Annotated in this window: 15 protein-coding genes; 12 read left to right on the plus strand and 3 right to left on the minus strand. The window is 63.5% G+C overall.

Annotation, left to right across the window (positions count from 1 at the left end):
• Positions 1–22: 22 nt before the first annotated feature.
• From VH564_RS05830 to VH564_RS05875, 10 genes are read left to right on the plus strand one after another with little or no spacing between them, the layout of a single operon-like run.
• Positions 23–865, plus strand: a complete 843-nt coding sequence (locus VH564_RS05830; RefSeq protein ID WP_423338873.1) for a carbohydrate ABC transporter permease — start codon at positions 23–25, stop codon at positions 863–865.
• Entirely contained in the window at positions 862–1698 is an 837-nt protein-coding gene (locus VH564_RS05835) for a carbohydrate ABC transporter permease (RefSeq protein WP_423338874.1), read from the plus strand. Before VH564_RS05830 ends, VH564_RS05835 begins: the two co-directional genes overlap by 4 nt.
• 3 nt (positions 1699–1701) lie before the next feature.
• Positions 1702–2520 (plus strand): sugar phosphate isomerase/epimerase family protein, encoded by an 819-nt coding sequence (locus VH564_RS05840; RefSeq protein ID WP_423338875.1) that lies wholly within the window; start codon positions 1702–1704, stop codon positions 2518–2520.
• A gap of 12 nt (positions 2521–2532) precedes the next feature.
• Complete coding sequence (locus VH564_RS05845; protein WP_423338876.1) at positions 2533–3609, plus strand: Gfo/Idh/MocA family protein; 1077 nt, start codon at positions 2533–2535, stop codon at positions 3607–3609.
• Complete coding sequence (locus VH564_RS05850; RefSeq protein ID WP_423338877.1) at positions 3609–4430, plus strand: sugar phosphate isomerase/epimerase family protein; 822 nt, start codon at positions 3609–3611, stop codon at positions 4428–4430. The genes VH564_RS05845 and VH564_RS05850 overlap by 1 nt, the downstream gene beginning before the upstream one ends.
• Positions 4427–5257 (plus strand): alpha/beta fold hydrolase, encoded by an 831-nt coding sequence (locus tag VH564_RS05855; protein ID WP_423338878.1) that lies wholly within the window; start codon positions 4427–4429, stop codon positions 5255–5257. Before VH564_RS05850 ends, VH564_RS05855 begins: the two co-directional genes overlap by 4 nt.
• Positions 5254–5979, plus strand: a complete 726-nt coding sequence (locus VH564_RS05860; RefSeq protein ID WP_423338879.1) for a ribulose-phosphate 3-epimerase — start codon at positions 5254–5256, stop codon at positions 5977–5979. Before VH564_RS05855 ends, VH564_RS05860 begins: the two co-directional genes overlap by 4 nt.
• Entirely contained in the window at positions 5976–7004 is a 1029-nt protein-coding gene (locus tag VH564_RS05865; RefSeq protein WP_423338880.1) for an ROK family protein, read from the plus strand. Before VH564_RS05860 ends, VH564_RS05865 begins: the two co-directional genes overlap by 4 nt.
• Positions 6997–8082 carry an ABC transporter ATP-binding protein gene (locus tag VH564_RS05870; RefSeq protein WP_423338881.1) on the plus strand — a complete coding sequence of 362 codons (1086 nt, stop codon included), beginning with the start codon at positions 6997–6999 and terminating at the stop codon, positions 8080–8082. Before VH564_RS05865 ends, VH564_RS05870 begins: the two co-directional genes overlap by 8 nt.
• A gap of 52 nt (positions 8083–8134) precedes the next feature.
• Positions 8135–8554: a GlcG/HbpS family heme-binding protein gene (locus VH564_RS05875; protein ID WP_423338882.1), complete on the plus strand. Its 420-nt coding sequence runs from the start codon at positions 8135–8137 to the stop codon at positions 8552–8554.
• Positions 8555–8710: 156 nt separating this feature from the next.
• On the opposite strand, the gene glcF is transcribed toward VH564_RS05875, so the two are convergent.
• Genes glcF through VH564_RS05890 form a run of 3 tightly spaced genes read right to left on the minus strand, consistent with a single transcriptional unit; the run spans position 8711 to position 12699 of the window.
• Complete coding sequence (gene glcF, locus VH564_RS05880; RefSeq protein WP_423338883.1) at positions 8711–10033, minus strand: glycolate oxidase subunit GlcF; 1323 nt, start codon at positions 10031–10033, stop codon at positions 8711–8713.
• A 33-nt stretch (positions 10034–10066) separates the two neighbouring features.
• Positions 10067–11263, minus strand: a complete 1197-nt coding sequence (glcE, locus tag VH564_RS05885) for a glycolate oxidase subunit GlcE (protein WP_423338884.1) — start codon at positions 11261–11263, stop codon at positions 10067–10069.
• On the minus strand, positions 11263–12699 hold the full coding sequence (locus VH564_RS05890) for an FAD-linked oxidase C-terminal domain-containing protein (protein ID WP_423338885.1): 1437 nt from the start codon (positions 12697–12699) through the stop codon (positions 11263–11265). Before VH564_RS05890 ends, glcE begins: the two co-directional genes overlap by 1 nt.
• Before the next feature lie 183 nt (positions 12700–12882).
• Here VH564_RS05890 and VH564_RS05895 point away from each other — a divergent pair, with 183 nt between their 5' ends.
• Positions 12883–13779: a LysR family transcriptional regulator gene (locus tag VH564_RS05895; RefSeq protein WP_423338886.1), complete on the plus strand. Its 897-nt coding sequence runs from the start codon at positions 12883–12885 to the stop codon at positions 13777–13779.
• A 109-nt stretch (positions 13780–13888) separates the two neighbouring features.
• On the plus strand, positions 13889–16054 hold the full coding sequence (locus tag VH564_RS05900) for a malate synthase G (protein ID WP_423338887.1): 2166 nt from the start codon (positions 13889–13891) through the stop codon (positions 16052–16054).
• Positions 16055–16085: the final 31 nt, after the last annotated feature.

Raw genomic sequence — 16085 nt, forward strand, 5'->3', positions numbered from 1 at the left:
CCTCTGGCCGTGGCTGTTGCTGTTGCCGGCTTTCTTGTCGCTTGCCTCCGTATCCTTCTATCCGATCGTCAACGGCCTTTATCTGTCGCTCACCAATCGTTCGCTGATCACCCAGGACAACGATTTCATCGGCTTTGCAAATTATGTGCAGCTGTTCAACGACCCGGCCTTCTGGAATGCCTGGCGTCACACGATCTGGTTCACCTTCGCCTCCACCGTGCTGGAAACGCTCATCGGCCTCGGCATGGCGCTCATCCTCTGTGAAGCCTTCAGCGGGCGAGGCGTGATCCGGGCAGCGATGCTCGTACCTTGGGCGATGCCCACGGTCGTCACGTCGAAAATGTTCGGCTGGTTATTCGACGGCCAGCACGGCGTGATCAATTTCATTCTCCTGCACCTCGGGCTGATCGACCAGAACGTCAACTGGTACGGATCGCCCGACACCGCACTCCTGACCATCATTCTGGCGGACGTGTGGAAGACGACCCCCTTCATGGCGCTGCTGCTGCTTACCGGCCTCCAGACCGTGCCGAAATCGCTGATAGAGGCGGCCCGGATGGACGGCGCCAAGGCCTGGATCATCTTCTGGAACATCCGCCTGCCGCTCCTCTTGCCGACCTTGCTGATCGCCGGGCTTTTCAGGGCTCTGGATGCCTTCCGCGTCTTCGATCTGGTCTACGTGCTGACCGGCGGCGGCCCGGCGGATTCCACCGAAACGCTGTCGACGCTGTCCTACAAGGTTCTCTTCTCGACGCTTCAGTTTGGTTACGGCTCCGCCGTCTCGACCGCGATGTTCGTCACCGAAGGCCTCATCGCCGTGGTCTTCTGCCTCTTCCTCGTCAGGCAGATAAGGAAAACGACATGACCGACAGTCGCTCCACCCTGCAGACAATTCTCATCTATCTCGGCGCTCTGTTCATCCTGATCTGGTCGGCGGGACCTTTCCTCTGGCAGTTTTCGACGTCGCTGCAGCTCGACAAGGCGCTGACGGAGGGAACGCCGAGGCTGATCCCGAGCCCCTTCACCTTGGAGCACTATTACAATGCCTTCGTCGAAAAAGGCCTGCATCACTATGTGCTGAACTCGCTGATCGTTTCGCTGGCGACCACGGCGCTTTGCCTGATCGTCGGATCGCTCTCCGCCTTCGCGCTGTCGCGCCTGGATATCAAAGGCCGGTTCGGCATCCTGATGGTGATCCTGTCGGTGTCGATGTTCCCGCAAATCGCGCTGGTCGGCCCGCTCTATCTGCTGGCCTCCGACCTCGGGCTGCTCGACACCCACACGGCGCTCATCATCACCTATCTGGCGCTCGGCCTGCCGCTGGTGACCTGGGTTCTGTTCGGCTATTTCGAAACCCTGCCCCGCGAGATCGACGAGGCGGCGCGCATGGACGGCGTCGGCGTGGTCGGCCTGCTCTGGCACATCATCCTGCCGATGTCGCTGCCAAGCTTGGTCACGACAGGCTTGCTTGCCTTCATCACCGCTTGGAACGAATTCCTGTTCGCGCTGGCATTCACCTCCGATCCCGACAGCCAGACCATTCCTGTCGGGATCGCCAACTTCACCAACCAATATTACGTGCCCTGGGGCGATATCGCGGCCGCGTCCGCAGTGGTGACAGTGCCACTCATCATCCTGGTACTGGTCTTCCAGCGGCATATCATCGAAGGCCTGACACAGGGCGGAATCAAGGAATAGACCATGACCAAGGACCTCAAGGTCGGCTGCCAGACGTTCACATGGGAGATGCTCGGGCCGGCCTGGACCGGTGATGTCGACGACCTGTTGGCGGCCATCGCCGCCGGCGGCTATGCAGGCATCGAAATCACCGACACCATGATCGGCAGCTATGCCGACAGGCCGGACGAGTTCGCCGTTGCCCTGAAGAACCATGGACTGCAGCTGGTATCCTTCGCTTTCGGTTCGCACACGGGTTTTACACTGGCAGACCAGATCGACGCCGATCTCGTCTCTGCCCAACGTTGGGTGGACTTCGCCGCACATTTCAGCGGCGCGCTGGTGTCGATCGGTTCTGCGACCGTGGTCTCCGACGGGCCGCGGTCGGAAAAATTCAAGGTTGCCGCCGAGTTCTACAACCGCGCCGCGGCCCTCGGCCAGGCATCCGGCGTCACCGTCGCGGTGCATCCGAGTTCGCACCACAACACGCTGCTGTTCGACCGCGCGGACTACGATACGGTCTTCGCGCTGCTCGATCCTGATTTGGTCGGTTGGGTGCCGGACACCGGCCACATCCTGCGTGGCCACGACGATATCCTCGACACGCTCAATACCTACCACGACCGCATCCGCTACCTCCACCTCAAGGATGTCGATGCAAACGACCAATGGGCGATGCTTGGCCAGGGTGTCCTCGACACGCCTGCCGTCATCGATATCGTCGCCAAGGCGCCGCACTTCAACGGTTGGCTGGTGCTCGAGGAAGAATCCGAGACGGCGGGGCGCGATCCGGCCGCTGCCGTGAAACTCAACCGTCAGACGATGCGCGGCTACGGCGCATAGGGAAACGAAGCGATGATCGAGAAAGAAAAACGTCGATTGCGTGTGGGAGTGCTCGGCTGCGGACCGATCGCCCAATTTGCCCATCTGGAATCCTGCGTGAAGGCCCGCAATGCCGATCTCTACGCGATCTGCGATGCGGCACCGGACCTTTTGGCACGCATGGGTGCGACCTACGAGCCGCAGAAACAATATAGCGACTACGACGCCATGCTGGCCGATCCCGAGCTGGAAGCGGTCATCGTCGCCACCTCGGACGCCTATCATGTGCCGATGTCGATCAAGGCGCTCGACGCCGGCAAGCATGTGCTTTGCGAAAAGCCGATCGGCGTCTCGGTCGAGGAAGGCCAGCAACTGGCCGAGGCGGTCAAGCGCTCGGGCAAGATCCTGCAGGTCGGCCATATGAAGCGCTTCGATCCGGCGCTCGAAGCAGCACGCGACTTCGTGCGAGACGATATCGGCCAGATCTTCGCGCTCAAGGCATGGTACTGCGATTCCACCCATCGCTACACCAATACCGATGCCGTGCAGCCGCTGCCGGTCACCAGCAAGCTGGCGCGCAAGCCGGGCGGCAATCCGAAAGCCGATCTCAGGCAATATTTCATGCTGGCGCACGGTTCCCATCTGGTCGACACGGCCCGCTTCTTCTGCGGTGAACTGGTCGCCGTCAGGGCACGTCTGCTAGAACGTGCCGGTGCCTATTGCTGGTTCGTCGAGACGGAATTCGCCAATGGCGCGCTCGGCCATCTCGATCTCACCGTTGCAGTCCGCATGGACTGGCACGAGGGCTTCCAGCTCTATGGCGAGCACGGCTCCGTTTTCGCAAAGACCTTCAATCCCTGGTACTTCCGCGCGAGCGAGGTCGATATCTTCCACGAAAAGGATGCGACGACGCGCAGGCCGCTGGGCGCAGACGGCCATTTCTTCCGCCGTCAGCTTGAAGGCCTTGCCGAGACGGTCCTCACCGGTGCACCGATGCGTGGCGCCAATGTCGACGACGGCATTGCCTCGATCCGCGCCATGGTGGCGATCGCCCGCTCGGTCGAAACCGGCGAACGCGTCGAAATCGCCTCCGTCACGGGGTCTGTCTGATGCAGGTCGGGATCTTCGCAAAGACCTTTTCCGGAACCGATCCGCGGACGGTGCTCTCGGCGGTTGCCGATAGCGGCTACAGCGCAACGCAATTCAACCTTGCTTGCTGCGGACTGCCGTCCATGCCCGATGCGGTCGAGGCTGGAACCATTGCCGCAATCCGGGACGCAGCAGACGCGAGCGGCGTCTCGCTCGTTGCCTTGTCCGGAACCTATAACATGGCCCATCCGGACGCAGCGGTGCGCGATACGGGATTGCGGCAGCTCGAGGTCGTCATCAAGGCGGCCTCCGCACTCGCCATCCCCCTGGTGACGCTCTGCACCGGCAGCCGCAATGCGGCCGACCAGTGGGCCCATCATCCCGACAACAGCGATCCCTCCGCCTGGCGAGACATGGCCGCCGAGATGGCCAAGGCCTTGCGGTTGGCCGAAGACCACGGCGTGACGCTTGGCATCGAGCCGGAGCAGGCAAACATCGTCACCTCGGCCGACGACGCGATGCGCCTCATCGCCGAGATGGGATCGCAGCGCCTGCGCATCGTGCTCGACCCTGCCAATCTCTTCGAAGCGGCCACACCCGCGACGGCCCGCTCGATCGTTGCCCGTGCCGTCGATACGGCGGCCGGCCATATCGCCATGGCCCATGCCAAGGATCGCCATGCCGATGGCAGCTTTGCGACGGCCGGCAAGGGCATTGTCGACTTCCCGGATTTTCTCGGCCGATTGAAGAGCGCTGGTTTCGACGGCCCTCTCGTGACGCACGGACTTTCGGCCACTGAAGCACCCGGCGTTGCCGTCTTTCTTAAGGAATTGGCGGGATGAGCGGCCCGAATCTCCTCATCCGCGATGATACGCGACTGGCTTTCTACGACACCGGCAGCGGTCTGCCGGTCCTTTTCCAGCACGGGCTCGGCGGTGACGTGGCGCAGGTGGCGCAGGCCTTTCCCGACGTAAGCGACCTCAGGCGCGTGACACTGGAGTGCCGGGGGCATGGCGCTTCTTCGCTGGCTAATGATCAGCCTTGTTCGATCGCCCTGTTCGCCGGCGATGCGCTTGCAGTCGCGGACCGATGCGGCATCGACAGGCTGGTGGTCGGCGGCATTTCGATGGGAGCGGCCATCGCTCTCCACCTCGCCCATTTCCACAAGGATCGGGTCGCAGCGCTTGTCCTGGTGCGGCCGGCGTGGACCTTCGATGCTTCGCCCGACAACATGGCACCGATCCGAACGATCGCCGAACTCATCCTGTCGCATCCGCTCGATCACGCCCGGGATTTGTTTGCGGCCTCCGAAGCTGCCGCCCAGCTGCAAGAAAACGCACCCGATAACTTTGCCTCCCTGCTCGGCTATTTCGACCGGGCGAATGCCAAAGCCTTTGCTGCCGTGCTTTCCGATATCGCCAAGGACGGCCCCGGCGTCTCGCAGTCGGCGGCTGCCGCCCTCGATATTCCCACCCTTGTGATCGGCAATCGGCAGGATGCCATTCATCCGCTGGCTTCGGCCGAAACGCTCGCGGCCACCATTCCGGGTGCCACCTTCACCGAAGTCGCCGCCAAGGCCGCCGACAAGGCGCGCCATTTCGCGGAGACCAGGACCGCCATCGCCCAGTTCCTTGCATCGCCAACCCTCCGGAGCCAATTCCCATCATGACGACGAAATCTCTCTCTGGCCCCGCCGCCATCGACGCCTTGCCCCGTGACCGGTTGCTCGGCGAATTTTCGCTCTGGTCGGCCGATCTCATCAACATGGAGACGGACCTGAAGCGCATTGAGGATCATGTCGATCTGCATCACATCGATGTCGCCGATGCCCGCTTCACCCCCGGTTTCCTGTTCTTTCCCGATCTCGTCGCCCGGATTGCCAAGGCGACAGCCAAGCCGATCCACGTCCACCTAATGGTCGAGGCTGAGATCGTCGAGGAGCAGACGCGGCAGTTCATCGAGGCAGGCGCCGATCTCATCAGCATCCACGCGGAAAACGGCGAGGCCGGACTTCGCGCACTGGCGCTGGCCAAGGAACTGGGTGCCGCCGGCGGCGTCGTGCTGCGGCTGGAGACACCGGTCGAAGCGATCAAGCCCTTTCTCGCCCATGTTGCCTTCGTCACGTTGCTCGGCACCTCCATCGGCGTCAAGGGACAGAGCCTGTCCGATAAGGCCTGCGACCGGCTGGTAGAAGCCCGTGCACTGATCCGCGAGGCGGGTCGCGAGCAGCAGATCATGCTCGCTGCCGATGGAGGCATTCGCGAGCAGACCGTGCCGCTGCTTCGCGGCGCAGGGGCGCAGACCGTAGTGCTCGGGTCGCTGGCCTTCGGCGACAAGGACCTCGGCGCCCGGATGAAGTGGCTGCATGCCTTGGAGAGCCACGCCCAGTGACAGACGTCGCCTTGGCATTCGATCTCGGAGGAACGGAGCTGCGCGCCGCGATGGTCAGCAGTGCAGGCGAAATCCTGTCGTTCCTGTCGGTGCCGACCATGGCAAAGGAAGGCCCTGCAGCCGTCTTGGGGCAGATGGAGAAATTGGCCGCCGAGATCCTGCTGCGAAGCCCGGGTATGGCGCCGATCGGAATCGGCGTCGGTGCGCCCGGGCCGCTCGATCCTCTCTCGGGTATCGTCATCGCGCCGCCGACGTTGACCGGCTGGCATGAGGTGCCGCTTCTCGCGCTCCTCAGCGAGCGTCTGGGCTTGCCCGCAAAGCTTGAAAACGACGCCAATGCTGCGGCGATCGGAGAGTGGCGCCATGGCGCCGGACGCGGGGCGACCTCGGTCGCCTTCGTCACCGTCTCGACCGGCATTGGTGGCGGCATCGTCGCCGACGGGCGCATCCTGCACGGCCGGCGCGGTCTGGCGGGCGAAATCGGCCACATGACCATTACGAGCCATGGTGACCGGTGTTTTTGCGGCGCGATCGGCTGTTTCGAGGCTGTGGCATCCGGGACCGCGCTTGGAAAGAGAGCGACTGCCGACACCAGACCCTTCGATGGTTCGAAGCTCCGTGCGCTGTCGGCGGATGGCGACGTTACCGGCCGGCATGTGGTCGAGGCGGCGCGCGCGGGCGATCCGCAAGCGCTTGAGCTGCTATCCGTCGAGGCCCATTGGCTCGGCGTCGGATTCACCAACCTTTTGCATTTGTACTCGCCCGACATCATCGTCATGGGCGGCGGTATCTCCAACGGCTTCGATCTCCTGGAGAGCGGCATCAGAGCGACGGTCGAGGAGCGCGCCATGTCCGCCTATCGCTCGGTTCCCATCGTCGCGGCGGAGCTCGGCCGCCACGCAGGTCTTGTCGGCGCCGCCAGTCTGATCCTCCATGGCGACGGCGGTCCCGCCCTGGCGCCTGACCCATCCCGCAATTCCGGCGCGGAATCTCCCGCCGATCTGAAGGAGGCCAGACATGGCTAATCTACAGCTGCGAAGCGCCCACAAGGCCTATGGCGCTATCGAAGTGATCAAGGGCATCGACCTCGATGTCGAGGATCGCGAGTTCGTCGTTTTCGTTGGCCCCTCTGGCTGCGGCAAGTCCACGCTTCTGCGGATGATCGCCGGCCTCGAGAAGATCACCGGCGGCGACCTGATGATCGATGGCCACAGGGCAAACGAGGTCGATCCGTCCGAACGGGGCCTGGCGATGGTGTTCCAGTCCTATGCTCTCTATCCCCATATGACGGTGGCGGAAAACATGGGATTTGCGCTGAGGATTGCCGGCGTTCCCGTCGCCGAGCGCGAGCGCAAGGTGCGGGACGCCGCGCAGGTGCTGGAACTGGCCCACCTGCTCGACCGGCGTCCGAAGGACCTTTCCGGCGGGCAGCGGCAGCGCGTTGCCATCGGCCGGGCGATTGTCCGTAATCCCAAGATATTCCTGTTCGACGAGCCGCTTTCCAATCTCGATGCGGCATTGCGCGTCAATATGCGTCTCGAACTGATGCGCCTGCACCAGACGCTGGAAGCCACGATGATCTACGTGACCCACGATCAGATCGAGGCGATGACCATGGCGGACAAGATCGTCGTGCTGAATGCCGGCCACATCGAGCAGGTCGGCTCTCCGCTCGATCTCTACAATCACCCGGTCAATATCTTCGTCGCCGGCTTCATCGGCTCGCCGAAAATGAACATGCTGCGGGTGCGCGTCGAGGCGATAGACGCCCACGGTGTTTCGGTTGCGCTGCCGGCCGGTGGCACCATCTCCGTGCCGGTGAACGGAGGGTCGATCAAGGTCGGCGACGAAATCACGCTCGGCGTTCGCCCCGAGCACATCCGCATAAACCCGGCCGGACAATTCAGTGGAGAAGTCATCCTTGCCGAGCGGCTTGGCGGCTTGACGATCTTCCATGTCGCCATCACGGCTGACGTCACCCTCGTGGTGCAGACCGATGGCGCCGACAGGACGGCCTTGCATGTGCCGATCGCGCTCGGGATCGATCCGCACAACTGCCACCTGTTTGACGCTGCAGGCAAGGCTCTCACGAAGTTGAACTGACAGGGGCCGCCTGTCGTGCCATCGGTCGTCCATTGAAATAGAGGTATAAGATATGACATTCACCCGCGAGACCCTGACGCTCAGCCATGCCGGCGCGCTGCAGGCGCTATCAGCCGCCGTCGACAAGGCGGTCGCCATTGGCGTGCCGCAGTGCATCTTCATCGTCGATACGAGCGGCGAGACGATCGCCAGCTTGCGGATGGATGGCGCCAAGTATCTGAGCATGCACACCGCCCGCGCCAAGGCCCGCACCGCAGCCTCGATCAACGCGCCGACCGGATCGATGCCGTTCGAGTTCGGCGCCGCCGCCGGGATCGCATCCCAGGGCGGCGTCACCCATCTGCCCGGCGGCCTGCCGATCCGTTTCGGCGGCAAGGCCGTCGGCGGCATCGGCGTGGGATCAGGCAGTGGCGAGCAGGATTTCGAAGTCGCCCGCGCGGCCCTGGCCGCCATCGGTGCGGACGCGGTTTGATTTGAAAAGACATCCCGCTGGGAGCAGTGCTATGTCTCGGCGGGTGGAACTGACTTATGGGAGCATAGCTCCGTCCCACCGATATTCTCCAAGACGATCGATAGCGTCTCAGAACTCAATACCGCCTAGCTGGGGCGTTTCCGCTCTTCGATGCAGCTATGCTCGCGCCGACAAGCCAGCTTTTTGCAGCTTCTGCGGCAGCATGCCCCCATAGGCCCAGTCCAGCAATTCTACCGTATGCAGGATCGGCGTCGCGGTGCCGCTGCCGATCTGGGTGATGCAGCCGATATTGCCCGTGGCGATGATGTCGGCGCGCGTGGCTTCGAGATTGCGCAGCTTTCGCGCCTTGAGTTGGCCCGAGATTTCCGGCTGCATGATGTTGTAAGTCCCCGCCGAGCCGCAGCAGAGATGCCCTTCTGCCGGATCGCGAACGATGAAGCCGGCGGCCTTCAGCAGAAGCTTCGGCGCCGAAGTGATCTTCTGGCCATGCTGCATCGAGCAGGCGGAGTGATAGGCGACGGAAATGCCTTTCGGTTCCTGCCTCGGTAGCTCGAGGCCTGCCAGATATTCCGTGACGTCTTTGGCCAGCGACGAGACGCGGGCTGCGTTATCGGCATAGGCGGGGTCGAGGCGCAGCATATGGCCGTAGTCCTTGATGGTCGTGCCGCAGCCGGATGCGGTGATGATGATCGCGTCGAGCCCGCCGCGCTCGATTTCCCCGATCCAGACATCGACATTGGCGCGGGCCTTCACCAGCGCCTGCTGCTCGCGACCCATGTGATGAACCAGCGACCCGCAGCAGACCTCGCCGGCCGGCACCACGACCTCAACGCCCAGCCGCGTCAGAAGCCGGATGGTCGCCTCGTTGATCGCCGGATCGAGAACAGGCTGGGCGCAGCCCGTCAGGATCGCCACCCGTCCGCGCCTGTCGCTCTTCGCCGGATGGGTGCCGGGCTCGGCAAAGGGGGAGGCCTTGGGGACAGAACGTGGGGCAAGATCGAGCATCGCCGCGAAGGGAAGCAGCGCCGGGACACGCTTCATGAGACCTCGGGCGGGCCGCCCGATGCGGGCAAGCGTCAGCGCAAGCCGGAAGCGCCGCGGATAGGGAAGCACCGCCGCCAGCAGATTGCGGATCAGGCGATCCATCAAAGGCCGCCTATAGGTTTCTTCGATATGGGCGCGGGCGTGATCGATCAGGTGGGTATAATCGACGCCTGAGGGACAGGTCGTCACGCAGGCAAGGCAGGACAGGCAGCGGTCGATGTGGGTGACCACCTCGGCATCGGCGGCCCGACCGTTTTCCAGCATGTCCTTGATCAGGTAGATGCGGCCGCGCGGGCTATCGAGCTCGTTGCCAAGCGTCACATAGGTGGGACAGGTGGCCGTGCAAAAGCCGCAATGAACGCATTTCCTGACGATCTGCTCGGAAAAGGCGACAGCCGGATCGCTCAGCTGCTCAGGCGTGAAGTTGGTCTGCATGTGATCTTTCGCTGACGGGATAAACGTCGCCGCTCATCCCATCTTCCCTGGATTGAATATGCCGGCCGGATCGAACTTTTGCTTGATCCGTTGCGATAGAAGAGAAACGGCCTGCGGCTGGGGCTCGAAGGCATCGTTTTCAGCGCGGGCCTGCGCGCTTGCGCGCAGCAAAGTCGCGTGGCCGCCGCCCACAGCTGCGATGTGATGGCGAAGCAAGGCTCCGTCCGGCTCCGCCTCCATCCTCAGCCAGACAAGGCCGCCCTGCCAGTCGTAGAAGGCGTCGACGCCGACCTCAAGCCGCAGCGCTGCGACCAGTCGATGTCCGGCGCTCGGCGCAACGGAGACGCGCCAGACCGGCCGCATCGTGCCATCGGCGAAAGGCGCCGCGTCGCGGATGGTTTGCCAGAGGGCTTGGCTGTCGCTCTCTTCGAGATGGCTGAGGCTGCCGAGGTTTCCCATGGCCGCCGTGAGCTTGTCCATCCGCACGGCGACGGAGCCGCTCAGGCCCTCGAGGCGCAGTAAGGTCGCCGATTGATCCGCCCAGGGCGCCGTGCGGAAGGTTGAGGCAACCGAGACCGGCAGGTGCGCGGCGCCTGATACCTCGACGGACAGGGCCATCGCCGCCGCCATGGCGGCTGTGGCGCCCTCGTCCGTCAGGCCGGAGATGACGAGGGTGCGCTCCGTCTGGTTGCGCGGCGGCACGCGGAAGGTGACCTCGGTCAGAAGGCCGAGTGTGCCGTGGGAACCGGCCATCAGCTTGGGCAGATCGAGCCCGGTGACGTTCTTCATCACCCGGCCGCCAGCCTTGACGATCTCGCCACGGCCGTTGACGAAGCGGATGCCCAGAAGGCTGTCGCGGGCTGCGCCTGCGATGATCCGACGCGGGCCGGAGACATTGGCCGCGAACACGCCGCCGATGGTCGGGACGCCTGACGTCGCCATCAGCGGACGGTGATCCATCGGTTCGAACGCCATCATCTGCTGGCTCGCTGCAAGCGCCGCCTCGATCTCGGCGACCGGCGTTCCGCTGCGCGCCGTCATCACCATCTCGCCCGGATTGTAGGCGACGATACCGGTCATGCCGCGTGCGCTCAGAGTGATGTCGCATGAGGAGGCATTGCCGAAGCCGGCGCGGCTGTTGCCGCCGAAGATCGACAGCGGCTCGCGCCGCGCCGTGTGATCGATGATGATGGCTGCTGCCTCTTCTTCGGTCGTCGGGATATGCAGCATCAGGCAGGGCGTCCTTCGAGAGGGAAGACCTTGGACGGGTTGAGCAGCCAGCCTTCGTCGAAGGCGCTGCGGACCGCCATCATCTGGTCGAGGTCGACGGCGGCATATTGGTGGCGCATCAGGTCGCGCTTCTCGATGCCGACCCCATGTTCGCCCGTCAGGCAGCCGCCGGCATCGACGCAGAGCCTGAGGATGTCCATGCCCGCCGCCTCGGCGTCGGCGGATTCCTTCGGGTCGTTGGCGTTGAACAGGATCAGCGGATGCATGTTGCCGTCGCCGGCATGGAAGACGTTGGCGACCCGGAGACCGTATCGGGCGACGATCTCCCCGGTCTTCTGCAGGACGTAGGACAGCTGGCTGAGCGGTACCGTGCCGTCCATGCAGATATAGTCGGCGATACGGCCGGTGGCGCCGAAGGCGGATTTGCGTCCTTTCCAGATCAGCGCCGCCTCGTGCGCGGACTGGCATTCCCGCACCGTCTTGACCGCGTGCCGGCGGGCGATCTCGACGATGCTCTTCAGCATCAGGTCCATTTCCGCTTCCGAGCCTTCGACCTCGACGATCAGAAGCGCGCCGACATCGAGCGGATAGCCGGCATGGGCGAAGGCTTCGCAGATCTCGATCGCCTGCTTGTCCATGAATTCGATCGCCACCGGGATGATCCCGGATGCAATCACCTCGGACACGCAGGCCCCGGCTTGCTCCGACGTGTCGAAGCCGAACAGAACGGGTCGTGCGCCCTCCGGTTTGGCGATCAGCCGAACCGTCGCCTCGGTGACGATCCCCAGCTGGCCCTCCGAGCCGCAGACGAGCCCGAGCAGATCATAGCCCGCCGCATCGAGCGCCTTGCCACCGAGCGTGATCACCGTTCCGTCGACAAGCACCATGGTAACGCCAAGCAGATTGTTGGTGGTCACGCCGTATTTCAGACAGTGGGCACCGCCGGAGTTCATGCCGATATTGCCGCCGATGGTGCAGGCAAGCTGCGAGCTCGGGTCGGGAGCATAGAAGAAGCCGTAGGCCGAAACGCGCTCCGAGATGCTGAGGTTGGTAACGCCGGCCTGCACTGTCGCAGTCCGGTTGGCGAGGTCGACGTCGAGGATCGCATTCATCTTCGACAGGCCGATCACGACCGCGTCTTCCTGAGGGATGGCGCCGCCGGACAGCGATGTTCCTGCCCCGCGCGGCACGACAGGGATGCCGTGGCGGTGGCAGTAGCCGATGACTGCAGCGACATCCTGCCTCGAGCGCGGCAGCGCAACGGCAAGCGGCATCCGCCGGTAGGAGACGAAGGCATCGGTCTCGAACGGCATGAGTTCGCGTGGCTCGTGGATCAGGCAGTCGGGCGGCAGCAGTTTTAAGAGGTCGACAATGATTTCGGCGCGCCGGGCCAGCACGGCGGAGCGCGGTTTTAGAAATTCGATTGCATCGGTCATGGCGCCCTCCTCAGCGACACGCAGAACTTCAACGTTAGCGCCCTCCCACATTCTTGCCAAGCAGCGAATAGTGCAAAGGACTTTTGCAAACAGGGAATAAATGGCCTAACGACACGAGGAGTGGTGGCTTGTTCGCGTGAGCGCAGCAGAAGAGCCGGCGGAGGCAGAGGGAGTATCTTCGACATGATCAACCTTCACGATCTTCAGATCTTCGTGGCCGTGGTGTCCAGCGGCAGCATGTCCGATGCCGGCCGGGCCCACGGCTTGTCGCCGGCTGTCGTGTCGAAGCGCATCAAGCGGCTGGAGGACCAGCTGGGCACGCGCCTGCTGCAGCGGACAACGCGGCAACTCTCGCTGACCGAGGTCGGACAGGGCTTCTACGATCGCGGTCTTGCGATCCTGGCCGGCCTGGAAGATGCGGAATCCTATATTGCCGGGCGTTCCGCCGACACCCACGGCGTGTTGAAGATATCGGCGCCGACGTCATTCGGGCGGATGCATGTGGCGCCTAGCCTCAAGACTTTCATGGCCCGGCATCCCAATCTTGCCATCAACCTGGTCCTGACCGACGAAATGTCCGATATTGTCGGAAGCGGTTTCGATGTCGCGATCCGTATCGCCGAACTCATCGATTCCAGCCTGGTCGCCAGACGTCTGGCGCCGGTGCGGCGGGTGCTGTGCGCCTCCCCAGCCTATATCGCGCGCCACGGCACGCCCGGCGACATAGGCGACCTCGATCGCCATGTTTGCCTTCCCGCGCATAACAACGACCCGTGGCGGCTGGAGGGGCCGAACGGGGCCGTTACGCTTCGACCCGTGGGGATGCTGACGACGAATTCCAGCGAAGTCATCCGCGAAGCGGTGATTGCCGGTCTCGGGATCGCCCTACGTTCGACCTGGGATGTCGGCAAGGAGCTCAAAGAGGGAAGGCTGGTGCAGGTCTTGCCGGCCTACGAGGGGTCGCAGGGCGTTGCCTTGTCGGCCGTCTACCCGAGCCGCCAGCATCTTCCCTCGAAGGTCCGGCTGTTCATCGATTTCCTCGCCGAGCTCTATGGTCCAGTTCCCTATTGGGAGCTGTAGCAGCGCGTTTATTTCCAAGGCAGCACAAATGTTATTCACTATCGCCGAATTGACTAGAGGAGTCCCCCGCCGCTAACTACGCGTCAAACAGGTTCCTGGAGGTGATGGCATGACACGGATTGACAAGAACGGGCTGCAGATCGAGACCGTGCTGCACGACTTCCTGGTGACGGAAGCGCTGCCCGGCACCGGTGTCTCGGCGGATGCGTTTTTTGCAGGCTTCTCCGCCATCGTCCATGATCTGGCGCCGAAGAACCGGGACCTTCTTGCCAAGCGCGATGCGCTGCAGGTCAAGATCGACGCATGGTACAGGGAGAATGGCGCCCCCTCCGACATGGAGGCCTATCAGGGCTTCCTGCGCGAGATCGGCTACCTCGTTCCCGAAGGTCCGGATTTCGCCGTCTCGACCGATCATGTCGATGCCGAAATCGCCACCATCGCCGGACCGCAGCTGGTGGTGCCGGTCATGAACGCCCGCTATGCGCTCAACGCCGCCAATGCCCGCTGGGGCTCGCTCTACGACGCACTCTACGGCACGGATGCGATCGCTGAAAGCGACGGCGCCGAGAAGGGCAAGGGCTACAATCCGAAGCGCGGCGAGAAGGTGATCGCCTGGGTTCGCAGTTTCCTGGATGCGGCTGCACCGCTTGCCGGCGCTGGCTGGAGCAATGTGCAGAATCTTGCCGTCGTCGACGGAAGGCTGGCCGTGACCACGCTCGACGATAAGGCCGTGACGCTTGCCGATCCCGCGCAGTTTGCCGGCTATCTCGGCGACGGCACCGCGCCGACCCACCTGCTTTTGGTCAACAACGGCATTCACATCGAAATCGTCATCGACGCGACCACGCCGATCGGCAAGGGCGACGCCAGCCATATCTCCGACGTGCGGCTGGAATCGGCCATTACAGCGATCATGGATTGCGAGGACTCGATTGCGGCCGTCGACGCCGAGGACAAGAAGGCGGTCTATCGCAACTGGCTGGGTCTTATGAAGGGCGACCTCACCGAGGAGGTCGAGAAGAGTGGCAAGACATTCACCCGCCGGCTCAACCCCGATGTGTCCTACACAGCGCCGGATGGAACGACCACGCTGGTGCATGCCCGCTCTCTGATGCTGATCCGCAACGTCGGGCATCTGATGACCAATCCGGCCATTCTCGACCGCGACGGGCACGAGGTGCCGGAGGGCATCATGGATGCTTTGGTCACCGCCCTGATTGCCCTGCACGATATTGGGCCCAACGGTCGCCACCAGAATTCGCGCCAGGATTCCATGTATGTCGTCAAGCCGAAGATGCATGGCCCGGAAGAGGTGGCCTTCGCCGCCGAGATCTTCTCGCGGGTCGAAGATCTCATCGGCATGCCGCACAACACCATCAAGATGGGTATCATGGACGAGGAGCGCCGCACCACCATCAATCTGAAGGAGTGCATTCGTGCCGCCCGGGAGCGCGTTGTCTTCATCAACACCGGCTTCCTCGACCGCACTGGCGACGAGATCCACACCTCGATGGAAGCCGGGCCGATGATCCGCAAGGGCGACATGAAGCAGGCCGCCTGGATTGCTGCCTATGAGAACTGGAACGTCGACATCGGCCTGGAATGCGGCCTGTCCGGACATGCCCAGATCGGCAAGGGCATGTGGGCGATGCCAGATCTCATGGCGGCGATGCTGGAACAGAAGATCGCCCATCCGAAAGCCGGCGCCAACACGGCCTGGGTGCCGTCTCCGACGGCCGCGACGCTGCATGCCACCCACTACCACCGTGTCGACGTGGCATCCGTGCAGCAGGATCTCAAGAGCCGCGCGCGTGCGAAGCTCTCCGACATCCTTTCCGTTCCGGTCGCAACCCGTCCCAATTGGACGGCGGAGGAAATCCAGCGCGAACTCGACAACAATGCGCAAGGCATTCTCGGTTACGTGGTGCGTTGGGTCGACCAGGGCATTGGCTGCTCCAAGGTTCCCGACATCAACAATGTCGGGCTGATGGAGGACAGGGCGACCCTGCGCATATCGGCTCAACACATGGCCAACTGGCTGCACCACGGCGTCGTCAGCGAGGCTGAGATCGTCGAGACGATGCGCCGGATGGCCGAGGTGGTCGACCGGCAGAATGCCGGCGATCCGCTCTACCAGCCAATGGCGAAGGATTTCGACGGCTCGATCGCCTTCCAGGCTGCCTTGGAACTCGTGCTGGAGGGGCGCAAGCAGCCGAACGGCTACACCGAGCCGGTCCTCCACCGCCGGCGCATCGCCCTGAAGGCGCAAGCATAGACCCGAGGACAGCTCCCCGCCCCACCCCATG

This window comes from Rhizobium sp. HT1-10, assembly GCF_049472505.1.
Classification (GTDB): Bacteria; Pseudomonadota; Alphaproteobacteria; order Rhizobiales; family Rhizobiaceae; genus Rhizobium.